General features: G+C 64.3%; 16 protein-coding genes and 1 tRNA gene. 7 read left to right on the forward strand and 10 right to left on the reverse strand.

The genetic code is table 11. From position 1 onward, the window contains the following. Positions 1-18: 18 nt before the first annotated feature. On the reverse strand, positions 19-1683 hold the full coding sequence (gene aceF / locus U5A52_RS12610; protein WP_321934913.1) for a dihydrolipoyllysine-residue acetyltransferase: 1665 nt from the start codon (positions 1681-1683) through the stop codon (positions 19-21). A gap of 78 nt (positions 1684-1761) precedes the next feature. Further along, a complete protein-coding gene (aceE, locus tag U5A52_RS12615; protein WP_321908985.1) occupies positions 1762-4458 on the reverse strand; it encodes a pyruvate dehydrogenase (acetyl-transferring), homodimeric type in 2697 nt (898 codons plus the stop codon). Positions 4459-4753: 295 nt separating this feature from the next. Between aceE and fixL the strand changes: the two genes are divergently transcribed. The 4 genes from fixL to U5A52_RS12635 all read left to right on the forward strand — a co-directional run bounded on the left by fixL (position 4754) and on the right by U5A52_RS12635 (position 11352). After that, a complete protein-coding gene (gene fixL / locus U5A52_RS12620; protein ID WP_321908987.1) occupies positions 4754-7267 on the forward strand; it encodes an oxygen sensor histidine kinase FixL in 2514 nt (837 codons plus the stop codon). Next, positions 7264-7911 (forward strand): oxygen response regulator transcription factor FixJ, encoded by a 648-nt coding sequence (gene fixJ / locus U5A52_RS12625; protein WP_158757559.1) that lies wholly within the window; start codon positions 7264-7266, stop codon positions 7909-7911. Before fixL ends, fixJ begins: the two co-directional genes overlap by 4 nt. 236 nt (positions 7912-8147) lie before the next feature. Further along, complete coding sequence (gene folD / locus U5A52_RS12630; protein ID WP_321934914.1) at positions 8148-9002, forward strand: bifunctional methylenetetrahydrofolate dehydrogenase/methenyltetrahydrofolate cyclohydrolase FolD; 855 nt, start codon at positions 8148-8150, stop codon at positions 9000-9002. A 250-nt stretch (positions 9003-9252) separates the two neighbouring features. Further along, on the forward strand, positions 9253-11352 hold the full coding sequence (locus U5A52_RS12635; protein WP_321908991.1) for a M3 family metallopeptidase: 2100 nt from the start codon (positions 9253-9255) through the stop codon (positions 11350-11352). Between the two features lie 84 nt (positions 11353-11436). Here the strand turns inward: U5A52_RS12635 and U5A52_RS12640 are convergent, their stop codons facing one another. Further along, positions 11437-12723: an amidohydrolase family protein gene (locus U5A52_RS12640; protein WP_321934915.1), complete on the reverse strand. Its 1287-nt coding sequence runs from the start codon at positions 12721-12723 to the stop codon at positions 11437-11439. 271 nt (positions 12724-12994) lie between these two features. Between U5A52_RS12640 and U5A52_RS12645 the strand changes: the two genes are divergently transcribed. Further along, entirely contained in the window at positions 12995-13690 is a 696-nt protein-coding gene (locus tag U5A52_RS12645; RefSeq protein ID WP_321908995.1) for an aspartate/glutamate racemase family protein, read from the forward strand. Here U5A52_RS12645 and U5A52_RS12650 read toward each other — a convergent pair. The 3 genes from U5A52_RS12650 to U5A52_RS12660 form a co-directional block, all read right to left on the reverse strand. Beyond that, positions 13687-15765: a site-specific recombinase gene (locus U5A52_RS12650; RefSeq protein ID WP_321908997.1), complete on the reverse strand. Its 2079-nt coding sequence runs from the start codon at positions 15763-15765 to the stop codon at positions 13687-13689. The genes U5A52_RS12645 and U5A52_RS12650 overlap by 4 nt on opposite strands. Positions 15766-16254: 489 nt before the next feature. Continuing rightward, a tRNA-Met gene (locus U5A52_RS12655) sits at positions 16255-16331 on the reverse strand. A gap of 54 nt (positions 16332-16385) precedes the next feature. Further along, positions 16386-17012 carry a PadR family transcriptional regulator gene (locus U5A52_RS12660; RefSeq protein WP_321934916.1) on the reverse strand — a complete coding sequence of 209 codons (627 nt, stop codon included), beginning with the start codon at positions 17010-17012 and terminating at the stop codon, positions 16386-16388. A 200-nt stretch (positions 17013-17212) separates the two neighbouring features. Here U5A52_RS12660 and U5A52_RS12665 point away from each other — a divergent pair, with 200 nt between their 5' ends. Continuing rightward, positions 17213-18202 carry a nitronate monooxygenase family protein gene (locus tag U5A52_RS12665; RefSeq protein ID WP_321934917.1) on the forward strand — a complete coding sequence of 330 codons (990 nt, stop codon included), beginning with the start codon at positions 17213-17215 and terminating at the stop codon, positions 18200-18202. 64 nt (positions 18203-18266) lie between these two features. Here U5A52_RS12665 and U5A52_RS12670 read toward each other — a convergent pair whose 3' ends face one another. Then, positions 18267-18887 (reverse strand): 2-hydroxychromene-2-carboxylate isomerase, encoded by a 621-nt coding sequence (locus U5A52_RS12670; protein WP_321909002.1) that lies wholly within the window; start codon positions 18885-18887, stop codon positions 18267-18269. Positions 18888-19078: 191 nt separating this feature from the next. Here U5A52_RS12670 and xth point away from each other — a divergent pair, with 191 nt between their 5' ends. Beyond that, positions 19079-19864 (forward strand): exodeoxyribonuclease III, encoded by a 786-nt coding sequence (xth, locus tag U5A52_RS12675; protein WP_321934918.1) that lies wholly within the window; start codon positions 19079-19081, stop codon positions 19862-19864. A 9-nt stretch (positions 19865-19873) separates the two neighbouring features. Here the strand turns inward: xth and U5A52_RS12680 are convergent, their stop codons facing one another. From U5A52_RS12680 to glnL, 3 genes are all read right to left on the reverse strand, one after another. After that, on the reverse strand, positions 19874-21967 hold the full coding sequence (locus U5A52_RS12680; protein ID WP_321934919.1) for a prolyl oligopeptidase family serine peptidase: 2094 nt from the start codon (positions 21965-21967) through the stop codon (positions 19874-19876). A 117-nt stretch (positions 21968-22084) separates the two neighbouring features. Continuing rightward, on the reverse strand, positions 22085-23662 hold the full coding sequence (gene ntrC / locus U5A52_RS12685) for a nitrogen regulation protein NR(I) (protein ID WP_321909008.1): 1578 nt from the start codon (positions 23660-23662) through the stop codon (positions 22085-22087). Positions 23663-23731: 69 nt separating this feature from the next. Continuing rightward, a complete protein-coding gene (glnL, locus tag U5A52_RS12690; RefSeq protein ID WP_321909009.1) occupies positions 23732-24874 on the reverse strand; it encodes a nitrogen regulation protein NR(II) in 1143 nt (380 codons plus the stop codon). Positions 24875-25026 lie beyond the last annotated feature (152 nt).

Raw genomic sequence — 25026 nt, forward strand, 5'->3', positions numbered from 1 at the left:
GAGCCGGTCAGATCGGTTTTACAGAATCACGCGGCGGAAATCGCCGAGGATCGAAGCGAGGTACGCGTTGAAGCGCGCGGCAGCTGCACCGTCGATCACGCGGTGATCGTACGAGAGCGACAGCGGCAGCGTGAGGCGCGGCACGAACTGCTTGCCGTCCCACACCGGCTTCATCGCGCTCTTCGACAGGCCGAGGATCGCCACTTCCGGCGCGTTGATGATCGGCGTGAAATGCGTGCCGCCGATGCCGCCGAGCGACGAGATCGAGAAGCAGCCGCCTTGCATCTGGTCCGGCTTGAGCTTGCCTTCGCGCGCGAGCTTCGAGAGCTCGGCCATTTCCTTGGCGATGTCGACAAGACCCTTCTTGTCCGCGTCGCGGATCACCGGCACGACGAGGCCATTCGGCGTGTCGGCGGCGAAACCGATGTGGTAGTACTGCTTGAAGACGAGGTTGTCGCCGTCGAGGCTCGCGTTGAACGCCGGGAACTTCTTGAGCGCGGCGACGCAGGCCTTGATGACGAACGCGAGCATCGTGAACTTCACGCCCGCCTTCTCGTTTTCCTTGTTCAGCTGCACACGCAGCGCTTCGAGGTCGGTGATGTCCGCTTCGTCGTTGTTCGTGACGTGCGGGATCATGACCCAGTTGCGGTGCAGGTTCGCGCCCGAGATCTTCTTGATGCGCGAGAGCGGTTGCGTGTCGATCGGGCCGAACTTCGTGAAGTCGACCTTCGGCCACGGCAGCAGGTTCAGGCCCGCGCCGCCGCCCGCCGGAGCGGCAGCAGCCGCAGCCGGTGCCGCCAGCGCGCCCGTCATCACGCCCTTCACGAACGCGGTGACGTCGTCCTGCGTGATGCGGCCCTTGGGGCCCGTGCCCGCCACGCGGCCAACGTCCACGCCGAGTTCGCGCGCGAACTTGCGCACGGAAGGCGAAGCGTGGCTCGGACGGCGCGCGCCGCCTTCGCCTGCCGGAATGATCGGCGCCTGTGCGAGTGCCGACGGTGCGGCCGGCGCGGGCTTGGCCGGTGCGGCTTGCGGCGCGTCGGACGGTTGTTCGACCGGCGCTTTCTGCGCGGGTGCGGCGGCCGCAGCCGAAGCGCCTTCGGCTTCGACGATGACGATCTCGGTGCCTTCCGACACGTTGTCGCCGACCTTGACCTTGATTTCCTTGACGACGCCAGCCACCGGGCTCGGCACGTCCATCGTCGCCTTGTCCGATTCGAGCGTGACGAGCGACTGCTCCTTCTCGACGCGGTCGCCAACCTTCACGCCAATCTCGATGACCGGTACGTCCTTGTAGTCGCCGATGTCGGGGACCTTGACGGACTGCACGCCGCCGCTCGCGGCAGCGGCGGGTGCGGCGGCCGGTGCGGGTGCAGCGGCGGGAGCCGGTGCAGCGGCAGCCGGTGCCGGGGCAGGCGCGGCAGCAGGAGCCGCAGCGGCGCCAGCGCCGTCGAGGACCAGCACGAGCGAGCCTTCCGACACGTTGTCGCCGACCTTGACCTTCACTTCCTTGACCGTGCCCGACGCCGGGCTCGGCACATCCATGGTCGCCTTGTCCGACTCGAGCGTAACGAGGGACTGCTCTTTTTCGACGGTATCGCCCGCCTTCACCAGCACCTCGATTACAGGAATGTCCTTGTAATCGCCGATGTCCGGCACCTTGACTTCGATCGCTTGACTCATTGTTAGTGTCTCCGGGGCCGCATACAACACGCCTCCCCGCTTCGGGGAGGCGCACATGCCATGCACAGGGGTGATGGGTTAGACGGTCATCGGGTTGGGTTTGGACGGATCGAGGTTGTACTTGGCGATGGCTTCGCCAACGACCTTGCGCTCGATCTTGCCTTCGTCCGCGAGCGCGTTGAGCGCCGCAACCGTGGTCCAGTAACGATCGACTTCGAAGAAGTGACGCAGCTTTTCACGCGTGTCCGAGCGGCCGAAGCCGTCGGTGCCGAGCACCACGAACTTGCGCGGCACGAGACCGCGGATCTGGTCGACCAGCGCACGCACGTAGTCAGTCGAAGCGATGACCGGACCTTGCGTGTCCTTGAGCAGCTTCTCGACGTGCGATTCGCGGCGCGGCTCGCTCGGGTGCAGCAGGTTCCAGCGCTCGACTTCGTGACCTTCACGCGCGAGTTCGGTGAAGCTCGGCACGCTCCAGAGGTCGGCTTCGACGCCCCAGTCGTTCTTCAGCAGGTCGGCCGCGGCGATCACTTCGTTGAAGATCGTGCCCGCGCCCATGAGCTGCACGCGCGGCGCCTTGGCGTTGTCGGCGCCCTTGCGGAACGCATACATGCCCTTGATGATGTCGGCCGCCACGTGCTCGCCCTGCGGAATCGCCGGGTGCTCGTAGTTCTCGTTCATCACGGTGATGTAATAGAACACGTCTTCCTGCTCCTGCACCATGCGGCGCAGACCGTCCTGCATGATGACCGCGAGTTCATAGCCGAACGTCGGGTCGTAGTTCACGCAGTTCGGGACCGAAGCGGCCCACAGGAGCGAGTGGCCGTCTTCGTGCTGCAGACCTTCGCCGTTGAGCGTCGTGCGGCCAGCCGTGCCGCCCAGCAGGAAGCCGCGCGAACGCATGTCGCCCGCCGCCCACACCAGGTCGCCGATGCGCTGGAGGCCGAACATCGAATAGAAGATGTAGAACGGCACCATGATCTCGCCGTGCGTCGAGTACGACGTCGCGGCTGCGATCCAGTCACACATGCCGCCGGCTTCGTTGATGCCTTCCTGGAGAATCTGGCCCGTCTGCGATTCCTTGTAGAACATCAGCTGGTCGGAATCTTCCGGCACGTACTTCTGGCCTTCCTGGTTCCAGATACCGATCTGGCGGAACAGGCCTTCCATACCGAAGGTACGCGACTCGTCCGGCACGATCGGCACGACGCGCTTGCCGAGCGCCTTGTCCTTCAAGAGGATGTTCAGGATCCGCACGAACGCCATCGTCGTGGAGATCTCGCGGCCTTCGCCCGTGCCCTTGAGCAGCGGCTCGAACGCGTCGAGCGCCGGCACCGGCAGCGACTCGGCCTTCTGGCGGCGCGCCGGCAGGTAACCGCCGAGATCCATGCGCTTCTGGCGCATGTAGTCCAGTTCCTTCGAACCTTCCTCGAACGTGAGGTACGGCACGTCGACGATCTGCTCGTCCGTGATCGGCAGGCGGAACTGGTCGCGGAACTTCTTGAGCTGATCCACCTGCATCTTCTTCTGCTGGTGGGTGATGTTCATGGCCTGGCCAGCTTCGCCCATGCCATAGCCCTTGATCGTCTTCGCGAGGATGAGGGTCGGCTGACCCTTCGCGTGCTGGGCTTGATGGAACGCCGCGTAGATCTTGTGCGGGTCGTGGCCGCCGCGGTTCAGGTTCCAGATGTCGTCGTCGGACCAGTCGGCGACGAGTGCCTTCAGTTCAGGCGTATTGAAGAAGTGTTCGCGAACAAACGCGCCCGACTCCGACTTGTACGTCTGGTATTCGCCGTCGACGACTTCCATCATGCGCCGCATCAGTGCGCCCGTCTTGTCGCGTGCGAAGAGGGCGTCCCAGCGGCTGCCCCAGATGACCTTGATGACGTTCCAGCCGGCGCCGCGGAACTCACTTTCGAGTTCCTGGATGATCTTGCCGTTGCCGCGCACCGGGCCGTCCAGACGCTGCAGGTTGCAGTTGATGACGAACACGAGGTTGTCCAGGTGCTCGCGGCCGGCCATGCCGATCGCGCCGAGCGATTCCGGCTCGTCCGTCTCGCCGTCGCCGAGGAAGGCCCAGACCTTGCGGCCGTCGGTCTTCGCAATGCCGCGCGCCTGCAGGTACTTCATGAAGCGCGCCTGGTAGATCGCCATGATCGGGCCGAGACCCATCGAGACGGTCGGGAACTGCCAGAAGTCCGGCATCAGCCACGGGTGCGGGTACGACGAAATGCCGCCGCCGTCCACTTCCTGACGGAAGTTGTCGAGCTGGTTCGCGCTCAGGCGGCCCAGCAGGAACGCGCGCGAGTAGACGCCAGGCGACGAGTGGCCCTGCACGAACACGAGGTCGCCGCCATGCTCAGCCGAGGGCGCGCGCCAGAAGTGGTTGTAGCCGACGTCGTAAAGCGTGGCCGCCGAGGCGAACGACGCGATGTGGCCGCCCACGTTCGTGTGCTTGCCCGCACGCAGCACCATGGCCATGGCGTTCCAGCGCGTGTACGAGCGAATGCGGTGTTCGATGTCCTGGTCGCCCGGGTTCTGCACCTGGTTGGCGACGGGGATCGTGTTGATGTACGGCGTGTTCGCCGAGAACGGCAGATGCTCGCCGTGCACGCGGGCGAATTCGATCTGCTTTTCGATCAGGTAGTGGGCGCGATCAGGGCCGACCGTCGAAATCACGCCATCCAGCGCTTCGAGCCATTCGGCGGTTTCCTGGGGATCCTCGTCCTTGTCGGCGGCAACGTACTTGAGGACTTCGTCGGGTACAGCGGACATGCTCGTCTCCTGGATGTAGGGGAACGCTGTTGATCGGACCATGCGGGCGGCGACGCTTAAGACGTGACCGGGCCAACCGCAGCAGCTTCGGGGCGATTGTAATGACCCCCCTGACCATCGCGCAACAAAATTTTCGAATTGCGAGATGCAATTTTATAATGTGAAAAATTGCTGCAGCGCACGCTTAATCGTTCGTGCCCCTGTGCCGATAACGGCCAGTTTGCACCCGTTTATCGGCGATTTACGGCTTTTTTCACGGCATTTCGGCGTCTTACGCTGAGCTACAATCCTTGCCATGTTGACCGAACGGCTTTTCGCACGCTCGGCGCGGCCGCCCGGAACGCCCGGCGAGTCGTCGCCATCTCGCTGGCACCACGGACCCTGGTGGTCGAATTCCTATTTGCTGACGCCGCTCCTGTCGATCCTCGTGTTTTTGATCGTCATGAGCCTGATCTTGTGGAGCCTGAACCGCCGCGAGCAACAGCAACAGGAAGACACGCTCTACCGCAACGTGGCGTGGGCCCAGCAGCAGATCCGGCTTTCCATGACAGGCGCGCAGGAGCAGCTGCAGGCGCTGGCTCGCGACCTGGCCGCGGGGCATAGCGACCCGCAGTATTTCCAGACGTCCACCACGGACATCATGCAGGGCCATCCCGAGATCCTCTATCTCAACTGGTACACGAGCCAGGAGGAGCCGCGCTGGCCCAACACGGCGATGCCGGTATTCGGCCAGCGCCTCGCGAAGCCGAACGACGCGCAAATGGACGAGGCCGTGAAGGCCGCATTCGCCGAGGCGCGCGCCACGCGCCGCCAGGTGTATTCGCCGCTCATTTACGACGACGTCGGTAACGGTTACATCACGCTGCAAACGCCGGTATACCGCGATCGGGAATTCCTTGGTTCGATCGCGGCCGTGTTCTCGGTCGAAGGCATCCTGAAGCACGACATCCCGCCCGAGCTGTCGGCCAAGTACAAGATCTCGATTCTCGACGCGAACAACCGCGAGCTCGCCACCACCTCGACGCGTCCGCGCCTGCCGCGCGACGTCTACTACGACCTGCCGCTCGACCCGCCGGGCCAGGGCGTTTCGGTGCGCGTGTACTCGTACCCGCAGATGACCAACTTCACGAACAACACGCTCGTGTGGCTGGTTGCCGGTCTGTCGTGTTTCGTGCTGTGGAGTCTCTGGAGCCTGTGGAAGCACACGCGCCAGCGCTTCGAGGCGCAGCAGGCGCTCTACGCGGAAGCGTTCTTCCGCCGCGCCATGGAAAATTCGGTGCTGATCGGCATGCGTGTGCTCGACATGCATGGGCGCATCACGCACGTGAACCCGGCGTTCTGCCGCATGACCGGCTGGGACGAAAGCGACCTCGTGGGCAAGAACGCACCGTTCCCCTACTGGCCGCGCGACGCCTACCCCGAAATGCAGCGCCAGCTCGACATGACGCTGCGCGGCAAGGCGCCCTCCTCAGGCTTCGAGTTGCGCGTGCGCCGCAAGGACGGCTCGCAATTCCACGCGCGGCTTTATGTCTCGCCGCTCATCGATAGCTCAGGCCGCCAGACCGGCTGGATGTCGTCGATGACCGACATCACGGAACCCAAGCGCGCACGCGAAGAACTCGCCGCCGCGCACGAGCGCTTCACCACGGTGCTGGAAAGCCTCGACGCCGCCGTCTCGGTGCTCGCCGCCGACGAAGCCGAACTGTTGTTTGCGAACCGCTACTACCGCCACCTGTTCGGCATCCGCCCGGACGGCCATCTGGAACTCGCGGGCGGTGGCGGCTTCGATTCGGCCAGCGCTTCCTCGGACTCGATCGACATGGTCGACGCGTTCGCCGGCCTGCCCGCCACCGCGCTCACCGAAAGCACGGCGGATGCCCAGGAGGTGTACGTCGAGAGCATCCAGAAGTGGTTCGAAGTGCGCCGCCAGTACATCCAGTGGGTCGACGGCCACCTCGCGCAGATGCAGATCGCGACCGACATCACCACGCGCAAGCAGGCGCAGGAACTGGCCCGCCAGCAGGACGAAAAGCTCCAGTTCACGAGCCGCCTGATGACGATGGGCGAAATGGCCTCGTCGCTCGCGCACGAACTGAATCAGCCGCTCGCCGCCATCAACAACTATGCCTCGGGCACCGTCGCGCTCGTGAAGTCGGGCCGCGGCGCGCCCGAGAACCTGTTGCCCGCGCTCGAAAAAACGGCGCAGCAGGCCGTGCGCGCCGGCATGATCATCAAGCGCATCCGCGAATTCGTGAAGCGCTCCGAACCGAAGCGGCAGGCCGCGCGTGTGGCCGACATCGTCGCCGACGCGGTGGGTCTTGCCGAGATCGAGGCGCGCAAGCGCCGCATCCGCATCGTGACCGACATGCGCTCGCGCATGCCCGTGATCTACGTCGATCCGGTGCTGATCGAGCAGGTGCTCGTCAATCTGCTGAAGAACGCAGCAGAAGCCATGGCCGATGCGCGCCCGAATGCGATCGACCCGGTGATCCGCGTGATCGTGAAGCGCGAAGGCGGCAACGTGTGCATCAGCGTCGTCGATCAGGGCCCGGGCGTGGACGAAGCCACGGCCGAGCGCCTCTTCGAACCCTTCTACAGCACCAAATCGGACGGCATGGGCATGGGCCTGAACATCTGCCGTTCCATCATTGAATCGCACCGCGGGCGTCTCTGGGTGGTCAACAACGTCGAATCCGACGGCCACATCAGCGGCGCAACGTTCCATTGCAGTCTGCCCATCGGCGAATCGGACACCCCCTCGCGGAACACCGACGAACCGACTCCACAAACCGTTACGGGAGAGCCATGAACAGCCCAGTCACCACCCAGGAAACCGTCTTTGTTGTCGATGACGACGAGGCCGTACGAGACTCCCTGCGATGGCTCCTCGAAGCGAACGGCTACCGCGTCCAGTGCTTCAATAGCGCGGAGGAGTTCCTCGAGGCCTACCAGCCGGCACAACAGGCCGGCCAGATCGCCTGCCTGATTCTCGACGTGCGTATGTCGGGCATGAGCGGTCTCGAATTGCAGGAACGTCTGATCGCAGAAAACGCCGCGCTGCCGACCATCTTCGTGACGGGCCACGGCGACGTGCCGATGGCCGTTTCGACCATGAAGAAGGGCGCGATGGACTTCATCGAGAAGCCCTTCGACGAAGCCGAACTGCGCAAGCTCGTGGAGCGCATGCTCGACAAGGCGCGCAACGAAAGCACGAACGTGCAGCAACAGCGCGCGGCCGCCGAACGCCTCGGCAAGCTCACGGCGCGCGAGCACCAGGTGCTCGAGCGCATCATCGCGGGCCGCCTGAACAAGCAAATCGCCGACGACCTTGGCATCAGCATCAAAACGGTGGAGGCGCACCGCGCCAACATCATGGAGAAGCTCAACGTCAACACGGTCGCCGACCTGCTGCGTCTCGCGCTCTCCAACAAGCCGCAACAGGCGCAGCAGTAAGCGCACCCTTCCCGGGCTGCATTGGCGCGCGCCTCAGCGCGCCAATGCAGCCCGCGGCGTCTCGCCGCGACCCTCCTTCTTCGCCCTTCGTCCGTTCAGGTCAGAGCCCGCCCTGCGCGCGGGTATAATGTCGGCCTTCGAATGGCGCCCGCCCTATGCCGCTCGCCCGCACCCCACGCGCGCCAGCGCTCGCGCCCCCACGAGCCCGCATTGCCCACTCTCGACCCCGACCGACCATGACTGCCACTATCATCGACGGCAACGCCCTCTCCAAGAAACTGCGCGCCGACGTCGCCATGCGCGCCGCCGCCCTCACCGCCCGCGGCCATCAGCCGGGACTCGCCGTCGTGCTGGTCGGCGACAATCCGGCGAGCGAAGTCTACGTGCGCAACAAGGTCAAAGCCTGCGAAGACAACGGCCTCTACTCGTCGTACGACCGCTATCCCGAGTCGCTTTCCGAAGGCGACCTGCTCAAGCGCATCGACGAACTGAACCGCGACCCGAAGATCAACGGCATTCTCGTGCAGTTGCCGCTGCCCAAGCACATCGACAGCCACAAGGTCATCGAGGCGATCGCGCCCGAGAAGGACGTTGACGGCTTTCACGTCGCCAACGCGGGCGCGCTCATGACGGGCCAACCGCTCTTTCGCCCGTGCACGCCCTATGGCGTGATGAAGATGTTCGAGGAATACAAGATCCCGCTCGAAGGCGCGAACGCCGTGGTGATCGGCCGCTCGAACATCGTCGGCAAGCCCATGGCGCTGCTGCTGCTCGAAAAGGGCGCGACGGTCACGATCTGCCACAGCAAGACGCGCGACCTCGCGAAGCACACGCGCGACGCCGATGTCGTGGTCGCCGCGGTGGGCAAACGCAACGTGCTGACCGCCGACATGATCAAGCCCGGCGCCACCGTGATCGACGTGGGCATGAACCGCGACGACAACGGCAAGCTCTGCGGCGACGTCGATTTCGCTGGCCTGAAGGACGTGGCCGGCTTCATCACGCCGGTGCCGGGCGGCGTCGGCCCGATGACCATCACCATGCTGCTCGTGAACACGATCGAAGCGGCGGAGCGCGCGGCCGCAGCATAAGCATTGTGCGAGCGCGCGTTACAGCATGACGTTCTTATAGCGGCCCATTACGGGCCGCTTTCTTTTTGCGGCGCCGGCCGCGCTTGCCACGCACAGGCAGGGATTTCGCCGCCCTTGCGCCACATCTGTTAATTTGCTCGGATAACCCGGTTGGAAAGTGCACTTGGCGCCCCAATAACCGAAGTATCGGGCACGCGCGCATGCCGCGCCCCGGTCCCCTAACCCGCGACAGACAGGAACAGGAAGCATCATGGCTACTACCCCCTCCGACAATCCGCTCCTCGATTTCACCGGCCTGCCGCGCTTTGGCGAAATCCGCCCCGAGCATGTGACGCCCGCGCTCGACGTGCTGCTCGCGAACGCAAAGGCCGCGGTGGAGCGCGCCGCGCAGCCCATGACGCCCTCGCAATGGAGCGACGTGGTCGAGCCGGTCGAGCGAGCGAGCGAGCCGCTTTCGCGCGCCTGGGGCGTGGTCGGTCACCTGAACGCCGTCGCCGACACACCCGAACTGCGCGCCGCCCACGGCGAGAACCTGCCGCGTGTGACCGAATTCTGGTCGAGCGTCGGCCAGAATCTCGAACTGTTCAAGAAGTACAAGGCCATCACGAATCACAACTCGTTCGAACTGCTTTCGGGCGAGCGCAAGAAGATCCTCGACAACTCGCTGCGCGACTTCCGCCTCTCGGGCGCGGAGCTGCCCGAAGACCAGAAGCCGCGTTTCGCCGAACTGCAGGAGCGCCAGGCCGCGCTCGCCAAAGCCTTCTCCGACCACGTGCTCGACGCGACCAATGGCTACGCGTTCTACGCGACGAGCGAAGCCGATCTCGTGGGCCTGCCCGAAGACGTGATCGCCGCCGCGCGTGAAGCCGCCGAGCGCGAGAACAAGGAAGGCTGGAAATTCACGCTGCACTTCCCCTCGTACTTCCCGGTGCTGCAGTACTCGGAAAACCGCGCGATGCGCGAAACGATGTACCGCGCCTACGTCACGCGCGCATCGGAACTCGGTCCCGTCTACGGCGGCGGCAAGGCCGAATGGGACAACACGGCGATCATCGAGGAGCAACTGAAGCTGCGCGCCGAAGAAGCGAAGATGCTCGGCTACAACAACTTCGCTGAAGTCTCGCTCACGCCGAAGATGGCGGAAACGCCGGCCCAGGTCATGAGCTTCCTCGAGGACCTCGCCACGCGCGCGCGCCCGCACGCCGAAAAGGACTGGGAAGAGCTGCGCGAATTTGCCGCGAGCGAACTGGGCCTCGCGCAGATCGAACCGTGGGACATGGCGTTCGCCGCCGAGCGCCTGCGCCAGAAGCGCTACTCGTTTTCCGAGAACGAGGTAAAGCAATATTTCCCCGAAGACTTCGTGCTGCAGGGCCTGTTCAAGGTCACGGAAACGCTGTTCGGCGTGCGTATCCGCGCAGACAGCGCGCCGGTGTGGAATCCCGATGTGCGTTTCTTCCGCGTGGAAAATGCGGACGGCACGCTCGTCGCGCAGTTCTATCTCGATCTCTACGCGCGTGAAGGCAAGCGCGGCGGCGCATGGATGGACGACGCACGCTCGCGCCGCAAGCTCGAAGGCAACGGCGTGCAAACGCCCGTCGCGTATCTCACGTGCAACTTCTCGGCGCCGGTGGGCGGCCGTCCCGCGTGCTTCACGCACGACGAAGTCATCACGCTCTTCCACGAGTTCGGCCACGGCCTGCACCACATGCTCACGCGTGTGGACGAACTGGGCGTATCGGGCATCAACGGCGTGGAGTGGGACGCCGTCGAACTGCCCTCGCAGTTCATGGAGAACTTCTGCTGGGAATGGGACGTGGTGCGCGAGATGAGTTCGCACGTTGAAACCGCCAAGCCGCTGCCGCGCGAACTCTTCGACAAGATGCTCGCCGCGAAGAACTTCCAGAGCGGTCTCGGCACGCTGCGCCAGATCGTGTTTTCGATGTTCGACATGGCGCTGCACGTCGACTTCGACGCTTCGAAGGGCAAGAGCGCGAACGACCTGGCGCGCGAGATCAACGAGCGCTATCACGTCATTCCGCAGACTTCGTTCTCGCGTTGGCCGAACACGTTCAGCCATATCTTCGCGGGCGGCTATGCGGCCGGCTACTACAGCTACAAGTGGGCCGAAGTGCTTTCCGCCGACGCCTACGCAGCCTTCGAGGAAGCCGCGCAGGCCGCGAAGTCGAGCGTGCTCGACGAAGCGACCGGCACGCGCTACCGCAAGGAAATTCTCGAAGTGGGCGGCAGCCGCCCGGCGATGGAGTCGTTCAAGGCCTTCCGCGGCCGCGAGCCGAACATCGACGCGCTGCTGCGTCACAACGGCATGGAGCAGCCGCCGGCACAGTCATGATCACGTGACTCGCTCGTAAGCGATCCGAACTAAAACCGCGCATGGGTGTGCAACCCATGCGCGGTTTTTTGTTGCCTTTGCGTTTTATCGATGCAGCCTGAAATCGACGCTTTCCGGCCGCCCCTCGAGCGAAAGCGCCGCGCGCTGTGCAGGTTGCCGGCTCACCACCCTGCCCCGGCTCACGACTGCGAGCCGCGCTGCGCGCAACCGGATCGCCTCGATGGGATCGCGCGCGTCGAGCACGACGAGGTTCGCCGCGCACCCGGGCGCCACGCCATAGCCTTCAAGGCCAAGGATCGTCGCGGCATTCACGGTCACCGCATCGAAGCAGGCGCGCGAGGCGTCGGTGCCCGTCATCTGCGCGACGTGCAGACCCATATGCGCGACTTCGAGCATGTCGCCCGAGCCGAAGCTGTACCACGGGTCCATGACGCAATCGTGGCCGAATGCAACAGTCACGCCTGCCGCCATCAACTCAGGCACGCGCGTCATGCCGCGGCGCTTCGGGTAGGTATCGGAGCGCCCCTGCAGCGTGATGTTGATGAGCGGATTCGCAATCGCCGCGACACCGGATTCGCACATGAGCGGAATCAGCTTGCTCACGTAGTAGTTGTCCATCGAATGCATCGACGTGAGATGCGAGCCGGTCACGCGCCCGTGCAGGCCCAGGCGATGCGTTTGCGCCGCGAGCGTTTCGATGTGGCGCGAAAGCGGGTCGTCGGATTCGTCGCAATGCATGTCCACGCGCAGGCCCTTATCGGCGGCGAACTCGCAGAGCAGGCGCACCGATTCGGCGCCCTCCGCCATCGTGCGCTCGAAGTGGGGAATGCCGCCTACCACGTCCACGCCCATCGCGATCGCGCGCTTGAGATTGTCGAAAGCGCCGGGGCTGCGCAAGACGCCATCCTGCGGAAACGCCACAAGCTGGAGATCGAGATACGGCGCGACACGGCGCTTCACTTCGAGCAGCGCTTCGACCGCGAGCAGCCGCGCGTCGCACACATCGACGTGCGAGCGGATGGCGAGCAGCCCGCGCGCGACGGCCCAGTCGCAGTACTGAAGCGCGCGCTCGACGAGCGCCTCCTGCGTGAGATGCGGCTTGAGCTCGCCCCACAGCGCAATGCCCTCCAGCAGCGTGCCCGACGCATTCACGCGCGGCAGGCCATATGAGAGCGTGGCGTCCATGTGGAAATGCGCGTCGACGAACGGTGCGCTCACGAGCGCACCCGCCGCATCGATCTCCTCGCGTGCCGCCGCCGCGAGATGCGGTTCCACGGCGGCAATGCGCCCGCCGTCGATGCCGATATCCACCGTGGGATACCCGGCGGGATGGGCATGCGCGAGCACCGCGCGGCGAATGATCAGGTCCATCTGCGGCTCCTTGTTCTGGTCGGGCGGCGAGTGCCTTTCGCTTCGATTCTAGCGACGCCAGAATAGCGCCGCCATCACCGTAACCGGCATAACCGGCGGCGCGAGGTCGCAAGCATGCGCTTTCACGGTCCGGGTACTTAACAAACGGACTGTATGCGGGCCGCGCCCATGACCGTACTGCGTCGGATCGGCCCGAGCGTACCTGTACCGCGCGCCGGACACGCCTATACTCGTGCGGACTGACTAGTCCAAGAGCGTGAGAGGGAAATCGATGAAGACGATCGGCGTGATCGGAGGAATGAGCTGGGAATCGTCGGCCGAGTACTACCGGCTGCTGAACCGCCATGCGAAAGCGCGTCTGGGCGGGCATCACAACGCACGCAGCCTGATGGTGACCGTGGACTTCGCGCAAGTCGAGGAACGCCAGCGCGCGGGCGACTGGGACGCGCTCGGCGTGCAGATGGCCGACGCCGCCCGCCAGCTCGAACGCGGCGGCGCGGACATCGTGCTGCTCGCGACGAACACCATGCACCGCGTATGCGCGGCGATCGAGGCGACAATCTCCATTCCCTTCCTGCATATCGCGGACCCGACCGGCCAGGCATTGCGCGCCGCCGGCGTCACGCGCGCGGCGCTGCTCGGCACGCGCTACACGATGGAGCAGGACTTTTATGTGGGACGGCTGCGCGAAGCACACGGTATCGAAGCGATCGTACCGAACGAACACGATCGCGCGGATGTGCATCGCATCATCTATGACGAGTTGTGTCACGGCAATGTGAATGCGCAATCGCGCCGTGTCTACCAGCGCGTCATAGAAGACCTCGCCGCGCGCGGCGCGCAGGCCGTCATTCTCGGCTGTACGGAAATCACGCTGCTGATTGGCCCGAAAGATTCGACCCTGCCGGTATTCGACACCACCGCGTTACATGCGCAGGCCGCGGTGGATTGGTCATTGGGGGGCTAACCGCCTGTCTCGCCTGGCACATCATGACCCGCTGCGAGATGTGTGCGCGGCGGGAAAAAGAAGTCCCTGGGATGACGGCGCAGGCGACTCAACACGTCGCCGAACAGCCGGCGCGTCTCGCCAAAGGTGACGTTGCGCGCGCGCAGCGCGACCCACATCGCAAGACTGAAGCTCACGAACAGGTTAATCGTGCCGATCGCCCAGGTTCCCGCCATGGCGCCCAGGAGCAAGGTCTGGGGTACCGCAAAATCGAGCGAAACGCTCGCGAAACCGGAGTACGTGGACGCGAATGCGACGTGCCGGATGTCGAGCGGCAGCCCGAGCAGCATGCCGGCCACCCATACCGCGCTCAACATGAAACCGAATACGAGGTTGCCGATCAACGCACCGAGGTTACCTCTGACATAGTTGGCAATGCGTTGCAGATTGCGCTCGCCGAACACACGCCTCGCCCAGCGGATGTGTGTAATCCGCTCGGGAATGCGCTCGTAGATGCACAGGTTGTCGCAGTAGCCGTTGATCTGACCGGCAAGGAAAAGACAGACGCCCGCAAGTGCTGCGTAGACCAGCGTGGACGGTTTGAACGCCACCTCGTTGAGCAGTCCCGTGGCCCTGGCGGCGCTGATCAGCGGATGCCCTGTCGCCCACCGGTACGCAAGCCCGATCAACATCGCGACCGGCACGGCCAGCGCCACGTTGCCGAAGATCGCCGCGGTCTGGCTGCGCATGGTTCGCACAACCAGCGTCACGAGGTGCTCGAGGTCGCGCCCGCCCTTGCGGCTGCTGTCCTTGATTGCCGCGGCCAGTACATGGGCCGTCATCGCGGGCTGCTTGGTGGCTACGGTGCCGCGCAGGATGTGAATCAGCACGAAGCCGAGCCCGTAGTTGAGCCCGAAGGCGAACGATTCGTTGAGCGGCGTCCAGCCATACCCGGCAATGATGAACTTGAGCGCCGACATGAAACCGATGATGGAACCGCCGAGCAGCGCCGAACGTAGCAGCGCAAAGTAATCCTTGCGGCTTGCCGCAATATAGTGCTCGCCCGCATGGCCGGCATTTTCGGTCACGCGCAGTGCGATCAACTCGACATTCTGGCGGAAGTAATCGCGCAAATTGTTGCGGCAGCATTCCGCCTGAATGAGCCCGGATGCGAGGTCGGCGATCATCGGCAGCACGATATCGGCCTCGAGCGACTCGCGCAGCGCCGCCACCAGGTCGATCAGCGTTTCGGCACGGGAGAGATGCTGGTTCAAGCGCAGCAGATGCAATGTCAGCGAGACGCTGGTGCCAGCGCGCGCCGCGCGTTTGCGAATCCGGTCACCGACGGCGCGGCACTGATCCAGCAGCACCGCAACGTGTTGCGAGTCGATGCCGGCGGTGCGGGCGGGCGACGTCTCGAAGCTCGCAATGTAGGCCAGTATTTCCTGATTTTGCGCGATGAACGGCGAGCGTTCCGATTCGAGCATCGGGTCGTGCCGCAGCATTTCGGGCTCGAGGCCAATGGCGGCAATCCGGTAGGACAGCACGCGCAACGCTTCGAGCACTTGATGCAGAGGCTGCACCGCGCCCGGCGCGTCGCGTGCGCATTCTTCCTCTGCGTCTTCGTCGAATCGCAGCGCGCGCAGCAGGTCGGTCCACGCGTCGACACCCACCTCGCGCACCCACAGATGATCGCTTGCGCGCCCGAAGACCTTGGCGATCACATCGCGCAACTGGCCCAGATCGAGCAAATCGGGCAGCAGCGTGCTGCGAACGAGCCGGTGCGTCACTTCGGTGAAAAAACCGTTGTTCGGGAAAATGCCAACGTCCGTATACAGTGCCACCTGCTTGCGCTCGGTCAGCAGGCGCCGCAGCGCGCCGCGCAGCGCGGCTCGATAGTCGCTGCGGTGCTCGAGCAGAAAGCAAAGCGTGTAGACCGCATGTCTGGCCGCCTCGCCATGGAAGGCGCGGCGTGGGCGGATCCTGCTGACGAGATCGCTCAGAAGCACAATGTCTGACTCGCTCGCATCGACGAAGCCATCCAGAACGCGCTCGAGCGCCGACTGATGGGTATCGGAAGTGACGGGTTTCTTCATGGGGTTGCGGGCAAAACGGTACGCACGTTCGGGGGGCGACAAGAGACGAAAAGGCTGCCGCCTGCCGGTCGGCTGGTCAGCAAGCGCCGGCAGGCAGAGAAGGTTAAGGGCTGCTGGACATCGGACAAAGTCGGAAGTCGCCTCGACTTGTCAGCGGTCAAGTCGGCCCGGACACGCCGGAAACGTCGAATGAATCCACCCTGTGAGCGCTGACGTCACGCGAGCGATGGTGGTCACTATGCGCGAGTCGGCCGTCTTGATGAGCGGGATGCGTAAGGTAGAAAAAACCGCTCGCGGCGGTTTCATGGATCGGCACAAAGGCTTGCCGCAACGGGTTACGGAGGAAGCTTCGCGCCTGCGATACGAGGAAGATGTGTGAGTGGCGACGACTGTGGAGCCGTTCGTACCGGATTTCGCTGGACAACAAAAAACCCGCTCAAGAGCGGGTTCATTTGCGTGACGGTTTGTACGAAAAGCCTGATTAGGCTTTGGTTGCGGGGGTAGGATTTGAACCTACGACCTTCGGGTTATGAGCCCGACGAGCTGCCAGACTGCTCCACCCCGCGTCCGTCAGAGAAAAGAAGTATAAGGTATCGAAGGCCTTCCGTCAAACATCTTTTTCATTCAGGTGACACATCACGCCTTCGACCATCATCGAGCGAGCGCTCGTCACACCGCGATTGCTTCGGACACCCTGGCAAATTGGACTCCGCCTGCGCAGGCTCCACCAGCGGCCACACCTCTTCCGCCCAGGCCAGCCACATCTCCTGCGTGTGAATGCCCGCCTTGAGGATCGCATACTGCAACTGCTGCCCGCGCGTGAGCGAAGACGATCCAAAATCGCGTTGCTCGATCTCCCGATAAGTCGCAAGCCGTGCGCGATTTTCGGCGATGAGCCGCGCGAGTTCCTCGGCGAGGCCGAGCGGCCCGATCACGGCATCGGCACGCAGCTTGAGCAGGAACACGTTGCGCGAGTCGAGGTCGAGCACCGTCTCGCGCGCCCAGCGCGCCACCTCATCGCGCCCCACCGGCAACACGCAATACACCTTCTTGCGCGACGCGGCAGCCGTCTCGTCCTCGACGACCGACACCCACCCCGCCTCGACCATGCGGCCCAGTTCGCGATAGATCTGTTGATGCGTGGCATGCCAGAAGTAGCCGATCGCGCGATCGAAGCGGCGCGCGAGGTCATAGCCCGACGAAGGCTTCTCCAGCAAGGCGATGAGGATGGCGTGCGGCGTCGACATGCGGCGATTCTAAACCACGCCCCACCCAATGCCGGATCTGTTGCGGATCGAATTTTTCCACTATGCAACTGGTTGCATAGTTTCGACGGCTTTGCTATGTTTAAGCCTGCCAGCCGGCGCCCACGCCGGCGCAACGCGTCACGCAACAAATCACGCGACGGCAGCCGCACCCGGCCGCCGCCCCAGTCAAGGAGATATGGATGTCCCTGCCCGCCGTGCTGCGCCGCGGCCTGTCGATTCCGGTCGTCGGCTCGCCGCTCTTCATCATTTCGAATCCCGATCTCGTGATCGCCCAGTGCAAGGCGGGCGTGGTCGGCTCGTTCCCTGCGCTCAATGCGCGGCCCGAGCCCGTGCTGGGTGAATGGCTGGACCGCATTACCACCGAACTCGCCGAATACAACGCGAAGCACCCGGACGCGCCGGCTGCGCCTTTCGCCGTGAACCAGATCGTGCACAAGTCGAACGACCGCCTCGAGCACGACCTCGGCGTCTGCGCGCAATACAAGGTGCCGATCGTCATTACGTCGCTCGGCGCGCGTGAAGAAGTCAACCATGCGATCCACGCATGGGGCGGCATCGTGCTGCACGACGTCATCAACAACACGTTCGCGAAGAAGGCAATCGAAAAAGGCGCGGACGGACTGATCGCCGTGGCCGCCGGTGCCGGCGGCCATGCGGGTGTGCTCTCGCCGTTCGCGCTGATCCACGAGATTCGCGAATGGTTCGACGGCCCCCTGCTGCTTTCGGGCGCGATCGGCAACGGCAACGCGATTCTCGCGGCGCAGGCAGCAGGCGCAGACCTCGCCTATATCGGCTCGGCGTTCATCGCCACGCATGAAGCGAATGCCGTCGACGCGTACAAGCAGATGATCGTCGACGGCGCCGCGGGCGACATCGTCTACTCGAATCTCTTCACGGGCGTGCACGGCAACTATCTGCGCCAGAGCATCGTCGCGAGCGGCCTCGATCCGGAAGCGTTGCCGCAGTCGGATCCCTCGGCGATGAATTTCGGCTCGACGCGCGTGAAGCCGTGGAAGGATATCTGGGGCTCGGGCCAGGGCATTGGCGCGGTGAAGAGCGTCGTGCCGGCCGCCGAACTCATCGAGCGTTTGAAGCGCGAATATCAGGCAGCGCGCGTGCGTCTGGGCGTGGCCACCGCACCGCAAGCCGAGGAGCAAGCCGCGCTTTGATGCGCGGCGCGAGGCGGGGGCGATCATGCCGCGCCCGCCTCGCTTCATCATGAAGCAGCGCGCGTTATGTGCGTAGTTTCACGCGCGCGATTTCCTCTTCGACATCGCGCAACTGATCCTTGCCGAAGTACATTTCGTCACCGACAAAGAACGTCGGCGAACCGAATGCGCCGCGCTCGAACGCCAACTGCGTATTCGCCAGCAACGCGGCTTTCACGTCGGCGTCCTGAATCGCCGTTTCAAACGCGGTGGCGTCGAGACCATCTGCCTGGAGCGCTGTGCGGATCACCGCAGCGTCGTCCATCTTGAGCCCCTCTTCCCACATGTGCGCGAACATACGGTCGACGTAGCGTTCGAACGTGCCGTTACGCTGCGCGGCAATCGCGCCGCGCATGATTTGCAGCGTATTCACCGGAAAGTGCGGATTGCGCCGATAAGCCGTGAGTCCATGCCGCTCGACGAAGCGCCGCATCTCCAGCATCATGAACTTCTGCTTGTTTTCGACACCCGCGAACGCCTCGCCCGGCGAGCGGTTGCCGCTTAGCTTGAAGAGGCCGCCAAGCAGTATCGGCACATAGTCGAAACGCACCTGCTGGCGCGCCTCAATGTCGCCGATCACCTTATGGCACAGATACGCGTTAGGACTGCCGAAGTCGAACAGAAACTGCACGTTGACGTCACCCATTGTGTCTCCCCTATGTAAATTTGCGCAGCTTTGCCCACGCACGCCGACATCCTAAGATACCGGAAACCGGGCTGCCATCAACGAGCGCGAGACAAGCACCATGATGCAAAGAAAGCCGTACCGGTCATCGGCGCAGGCGATAATGGCGCCGAAGTGCACAGAAAGCACACCGTCACCCTATCGAGCCTCACATGAAAATCGCAACGTGGAACGTCAATTCCCTCAAGGTCCGTCTGCAGCACGTCATCGACTGGCTCAACGAGAGCAAGACCGACGTGCTCTGCCTCCAGGAACTGAAGCTCACCGACGACAAGTTCCCCCGCGCCGACCTCGAGGCGCACGGCTATCGCAGCTGGTTCGCGGGCCAGAAGACCTATAACGGCGTGGGCATTCTCGTGCGCGAAGGCCTCTTCGTCGACGAAGCCACGGTCGTGCGCAACATTCCTGGCTTCGAAGATCCGCAACAGCGCGTGATCGCGACGACCATCGGCGATGTGCGCGTGGTGAGCGCCTATTTCCCGAACGGCCAGGCGCCGGGCACCGAGAAGTTCGCGTACAAGCTGCAATGGCTCGACGCCATGCACGACTGGCTCGCGCAGGAAATGCAGCGCTACCCGAAGCTCGCGCTGCTCGGCGACTACAACATCGCGCCCGAAGACCGCGACGTGCACGATCCGAAGGCCTGGGAAGGCCAGAACCTCGTCTCGCCCGAAGAACGTACGCAGTTCCGCCGGCTGATCGAACTGGGCTTCGTCGACGCGTTCCGCCAGTTCGAGCAGCCCGACAAGATCTTCACGTGGTGGGATTACCGCATGTTCGCGTTTCGCCGCAACGCGGGCTTGCGCATCGATCACATTCTGCTTTCGCCCGCGCTCGCGGGGCACCTCACCGCATGTGAAGTCGACAAGGTGCCGCGCAAGTGGGAACAGCCTTCGGATCACACGCCGGTCATCGCCACGCTCGATGTCGCCGGCTAAACGCCCGCCTTACCAGCCTCCCGCGAGCGTGGTCCACAGAAAGCGATAGACGAGCGCGTCATATTCTGCGCGCTCGAGCGAATCGCTGCCGGGGCCGTGGCCGCCTTCGGTGTTCTCCAGATACCAGACGTTCGCGTGCCCCTGCTTCTCCATGCGCGCGACCATCTTGCGCGCGTGCGAGGGGTGGACGCGGTCGTCGCTCGTCGACGTGGTAAACAGCGACGGCGGATACGCAACACCGGGCTTAACATGGTGGTAAGGCGAGTAAGCGGCGAGTGCGCGCGATTCTTCGGCATCCTCAGGATCGCCATATTCGTCGATCCATGACGCGCCCGCATGCAGCAGCGGGTAACGCTGCATGTCGAGCAACGGCACCTCGCACACCACCGCGCCAAACAGCTCGGGACGCTGCACCATGCACGCACCCACGAGCAGTCCGCCGTTGCTGCCGCCCTTGATACCCAGTTGCGCAGCGCTCGTATAGCCATCGGCGATCAACTGTTCGGCCACGGCGATGAAGTCGTCGAACGAGCGCTGGCGATGCTCGCGCTGCGCCTCGACGTGCCAGGCCGTGCCGTACTCGCCGCCGCCGCGAATGTGCGCGATCGCCACGACACCGCCCTGCTCCAGCCAGCCGATGCCCGAGCCCACCAGATATTGCGGCGTGAGCGCGATCGCGAAGCCGCCGTAGCCCGTGAGCAGGCACGGCGACGCCTGGCGGGAACCGGCGTCCAATACGGCCTTCGGACCAATCACGGTGAACGGTACGCTCGTGCCGTCGGCCGAGCGCGCGTGCGAGCGAATGACCGTGAGCGGTCCGGCATCGAACTGCGTGGGCCAGCGGTCGAGCAATTCCCACTGCTGGAGATCGGTTTGCGCGAGATCGGCCAACCAGTATTCGGGCGGCAGCAGGTAATCGTCGACGTCGACGAATACCTCGTCGTTGAGCGTGTCTTCAATGGGCGAGACGTCCACCTGCGAACTCGCACGTGCGGGAAACACGCGAGACTCCCAGCGCCACGCGCCATCCTCCTGCCGCGGCTGCCAGAGCATCGTGCGGCTCTCCACGTCGTCGAGCCAGGAGACGATCAGGACGTTTAGCGTATTGGTCCAGTCGCATGCCGACGTAACGGGAGTCGGCGTGAAGAGCGCCGTGAAGGCGCGGTCACCTGCGAGGAAAGCGTCCTCGCGAATCACGAGCAACGCGCCGCCCTTGTACGTCACGCCCGCAACGGTCCAGTCGAGGCGCGGTTCGAGCAGCAGCCAGCCATGCCACGCGCCCACCGAGACATGCGTGGGCACGTCGTACACTTGCCAGTCGCCACGCTCATCCAGGCGATAGGTATAGGAATCGAAGAAGTCGACGCTGCGCACCACGTCGTGGCGCTTTTCAACCGGGTCGTAGTCGCCCTCGACGCTGATGTCGTCGAACTCGCCGCTGAATACCACCGGCGCGTCCGCGAGCGCCGTGCCGCGCGTCCAGCGGCGCACCTCGCGCGGGTAGCCCGAGCGCGTGAGCATCTTCTTGCCGGCTTTGCCGCCCGCATCCCAGCCCAGGTACACGGTATCGCGATCGATCCACGAAATGATGTGCTTGCCTTCCTTCGCAATCGCGAAGCCATCGCTCACGAATTCGCGCTTCACGATATCGAACTCGCGCACGATGACTGCGTCGGAACCGCCATCGGAGAGCTGGATCAGCGCACGGTCGCCGTCCGGGTAAAGGACGTCGATACCCGCACACACCCATGGCTTCCCTTCTTTCGCACCGAGCGCGTCGAAGTCGATGAGCGTTTGCCACTGCGGCTTGTGAGCGCGCCAGTCGGCCCAGAGCGCGCGGCGCCACAGGCCCTTGGGATTGTCCTCGTCCTCCCAGAGGTCGTAGGCCCACTGCTGCCAGCGGCTCGGGATCACGGGCCGTTCGCGAGGCAGGTAGGCCTGCGCGAGGCGCTTTTCCAGCGCCTCGAAACGCGCACCGCCCTGCCACGCGGCGCGCGTGCGCGCATTCTGCGACTCGACCCAGGCCATGACGGCGGGGTCGTCGAGCGATTCGAGCGAAAGGAAGGGGTCGGCCTCGGCGGGCCAGGGAGAAGTCACGGGCATGATCGGTCGTCGACAGGAAAACAGCGTCGATTATGCCCTGTGTGCGCACCGGCGCACTGCGCAACGGGCCGGCTCGCATTGCGCGAGGCCGGCCCGTTGTCACATGCTAACGCACGCTCATTCCAGATTGAGTTCCTGGATCTTGCGCGTAATGGTGTTGCGTCCAATGCCAAGACGCTCGGCGGCCTCGACCTTGCGACCGCGCGTGAAATCCAGCGCCTCGCGGATCACGGCGGCTTCGAAGCGCCGCGAGAGTTCGTCCATCACGTCGGCGCTGTTCTCGCGCAAGAGACGCGCGACTTCCGTGCGCAAACCGCTCTCCCACACGCTCAGCGTCGCGACGGCAGCCGCGGCACCGTTAGACGCGCCGAACGCAGGCGTGCCGAACACCACGCCGCCCGAGACGCCGCCCATGGCGCCAGGCAAGCCCGCGCCCGCCAAAGCACCCGCAACGGGCGATGCAGCGCTCGCGCCATTGGCCGCCGCACTGGCTTCGGCCGCGGCATCGCCGAGATGCGCCGCCGCACTCGCAGAGCCGTGCGCAGGCACGAGGTCAGGCGGCAGATCCTTGATCTCGATGGTCTGCGCGGGCGCCATCACCGTGAGCCAGTTCGCGAGATTCTCGAGCTGGCGCACGTTGCCCGGAAACGGCAGCGCGGACATCCAGGCAAGCGCCTCGTCGGAGACGCGCTTGGGCTCCACGCCCAGTTCGCGCGCGCTCTTCTGGAGGAAGTGGCGCGTGAGCAACGGAATGTCCTCGCTGCGTTCGCGCAGCGCGGGCAAACGCAGGCGAATCACGTTGAGCCGGTGATACAAGTCCTCGCGGAAGAGGCCCTGGCGCACACGCGTTTCGAGATTCTGGTGCGTCGCGGCGATCACGCGCACGTTCGCGCGCAGCGGATTGTGTCCGCCCACGCGGTAGAACTGCCCGTCCGAGAGCACACGCAAGAGGCGCGTTTGCAGATCGAACGGCATGTCGCCGATTTCGTCGAGGAACAACGTGCCGTTCTCGGCCTGTTCGAAGCGGCCCTGGCGCATGGCCTGCGCGCCCGTGAACGCACCGCGCTCGTGGCCAAACAGTTCGGATTCCAGAAGATCCTTCGGAATGGCGGCAGTGTTCAGCGCAATGAACGGACCGTTCGCGCGTGGGCTATGTCGGTGCAAGGCGCGCGCGACAAGCTCCTTTCCGGTGCCAGACTCGCCCGTGATGAGCACGGTGGCCGCCGAATGCGAAAGCCGTCCGATGGCGCGGAACATGTCCTGCATGGCCGGCGCCTGGCCGAGCATCTCGGGCGCCTCAGCGGGACGCTCGTCCCACTGCTGCTCGCCGCGCATGCTTTCGTCCACGGCGCGGCGAATCAGCTCGACGGCCTTGTCGACGTCAAAAGGCTTGGCGAGATACTCGAACGCGCCGCCCTGAAACGCGGCGACCGCGCTGTCGAGGTCCGAGAACGCCGTCATGATGATGACGGGCAACCCCGGCACACGCTCGCGCACCGTTTGCAGCAGCTCGAGGCCCGAGCCGCCCGGCATGCGGATGTCGGAGACGAGCACCTGCGGGCTGTCGTGATCGAGCGCGCTCGCGGCTTCGCGCACGTTCGAAAAGCTGCGGGTCGCGAAGTTCTCGCGGGCAAGGGCCTTTTCGAGCACCCAGCGTATCGATTGGTCGTCGTCTACTATCCAGATCGGCTTCATAAGATCGGTCAGAAGTCCTGGTGGCGTGCGGTATCGGTAAATCCGTTAACAACTTGAGTCGTTGTTTGTTCAACTATCAAGCGGCAGCAATATCTGAAACTCAGTGTGGCCCGGCCGGCTATCCACTTCGATAAGTCCGTCGTGCTGCTGGACGAACGTCTGCGCGAGCGTGAGGCCGAGACCGCTGCCATCCTCGCGTCCGGAAACGAGCGGATAGAAGATGCGGTCGCGAATATCTTCGGGAATGCCGGGTCCGTTGTCAGTGATATGCAAGTCCAATGCCAGCTTGCACAGGCGTTTCGAAATCGTGATCTTGCGCGCAACACGCGTGCGCAATTCGATGCGCGCGTCGCCCTGCGAGATACGCTCGCGCAGCGCCTGCGCCGCGTTGCGCACGATGTTCAGCAGTGCCTGGATCAGCTGCTCCTTGTCGCCGCGCAGGTCGGGCACGCTCACGTCGTAGTCGCGCTCGATCGTGAGGCCGCGCGGGAATTCCGCGAGGATCACGGCGCGCACGCGCTCGCACACTTCGTGAATATTCACGTCGCCCACGATATGCGGATGACGGTGCGGCTCCAGCAGCCGGTCGACGAGCGTTTGCAGGCGGTCCGACTCCTTGATGATCACCTGCGTGTACTCGCGCAATTCGTCGCGCTCCAGCGCGCCAAGCTCGAATTCGAGCAGTTGCGCGGCGCCGCGAATGCCGCCGAGCGGGTTCTTGATCTCGTGCGCGAGATTGCGAATCAAATGCTTGTTCACGGCCGTGAGGTCGTGAATGCGCTCCTCGCGATCGCTGCGCAGATGCCGCTCGTTCTCGAACAGTTCGAGCAACACATAGTCGGGCGCGCTTTCGAGAAAGCCCACCACCACATGCACGTTCAGCGGCTCGCGGCCAAGGCGTTCGAGCGAAGCGTCGAGCCGCGTTGCGTGAAAGCGATGCTCGGCGATCGACGCGATCGTCGAAAGCAGCTCGTCCGCGTTCGAGAAGAGATCGGACCACGCCATCTGCGCGAGCTGACGGCGCGAGAGATCGAGCATCGCCTCCGCCGAAGGATTCGCGAAGGCGACACGCAGCGTGCGCTTGTCGAGCACGAGCACGACCGTGGGCAGCGCCTCGAAGCCGGGCAACAGGCCCGACTCGATGAGCGGCGCGTCGCCGGAGAGCGGTTCGGCGTGGCCCTTTCTTGCCTTGATCAGATTCTTGAGCACCATGTTTCAGGCCGGCCGCCACGCGGCGCACCGGCTACGGTCCTGGTCGTTAGTACTGTTCAATGAGCGGGTCGGCGTGCATCAAGCGCCCAACGAAAAAGGGACGGCACCGCCGTCCCTTGGAGACCAACGCCTAAGCGTCCTGCGAGTCGTAC

It is taken from the genome of Paraburkholderia sp. J8-2 (genome assembly GCF_905220195.1).
In the GTDB taxonomy this organism is placed as follows: domain Bacteria; phylum Pseudomonadota; class Gammaproteobacteria; order Burkholderiales; family Burkholderiaceae; genus Paraburkholderia.

Bases quoted from the DNA above. Each gene is read 5' to 3' on its own strand.
- aceF (WP_321934913.1), bottom strand. From the start codon at position 1,683: ATGAGTCAAGCGATCGAAGTCAAGGTGCCGGACATCGGCGATTACAAG.
- aceE (WP_321908985.1), bottom strand. From the start codon at position 4,458: ATGTCCGCTGTACCCGACGAAGTCCTCAAGTACGTTGCCGCCGACAAG.
- fixL (WP_321908987.1), top strand. From the start codon at position 4,754: ATGTTGACCGAACGGCTTTTCGCACGCTCGGCGCGGCCGCCCGGAACG.
- fixJ (WP_158757559.1), top strand. From the start codon at position 7,264: ATGAACAGCCCAGTCACCACCCAGGAAACCGTCTTTGTTGTCGATGAC.
- folD (WP_321934914.1), top strand. From the start codon at position 8,148: ATGACTGCCACTATCATCGACGGCAACGCCCTCTCCAAGAAACTGCGC.
- U5A52_RS12635 (WP_321908991.1), top strand. From the start codon at position 9,253: ATGGCTACTACCCCCTCCGACAATCCGCTCCTCGATTTCACCGGCCTG.
- U5A52_RS12640 (WP_321934915.1), bottom strand. From the start codon at position 12,723: ATGGACCTGATCATTCGCCGCGCGGTGCTCGCGCATGCCCATCCCGCC.
- U5A52_RS12645 (WP_321908995.1), top strand. From the start codon at position 12,995: ATGAAGACGATCGGCGTGATCGGAGGAATGAGCTGGGAATCGTCGGCC.
- U5A52_RS12650 (WP_321908997.1), bottom strand. From the start codon at position 15,765: ATGAAGAAACCCGTCACTTCCGATACCCATCAGTCGGCGCTCGAGCGC.
- U5A52_RS12660 (WP_321934916.1), bottom strand. From the start codon at position 17,012: ATGTCGACGCCGCACGCCATCCTCATCGCCTTGCTGGAGAAGCCTTCG.
- U5A52_RS12665 (WP_321934917.1), top strand. From the start codon at position 17,213: ATGTCCCTGCCCGCCGTGCTGCGCCGCGGCCTGTCGATTCCGGTCGTC.
- U5A52_RS12670 (WP_321909002.1), bottom strand. From the start codon at position 18,887: ATGGGTGACGTCAACGTGCAGTTTCTGTTCGACTTCGGCAGTCCTAAC.
- xth (WP_321934918.1), top strand. From the start codon at position 19,079: ATGAAAATCGCAACGTGGAACGTCAATTCCCTCAAGGTCCGTCTGCAG.
- U5A52_RS12680 (WP_321934919.1), bottom strand. From the start codon at position 21,967: ATGCCCGTGACTTCTCCCTGGCCCGCCGAGGCCGACCCCTTCCTTTCG.
- ntrC (WP_321909008.1), bottom strand. From the start codon at position 23,662: ATGAAGCCGATCTGGATAGTAGACGACGACCAATCGATACGCTGGGTG.
- glnL (WP_321909009.1), bottom strand. From the start codon at position 24,874: ATGGTGCTCAAGAATCTGATCAAGGCAAGAAAGGGCCACGCCGAACCG.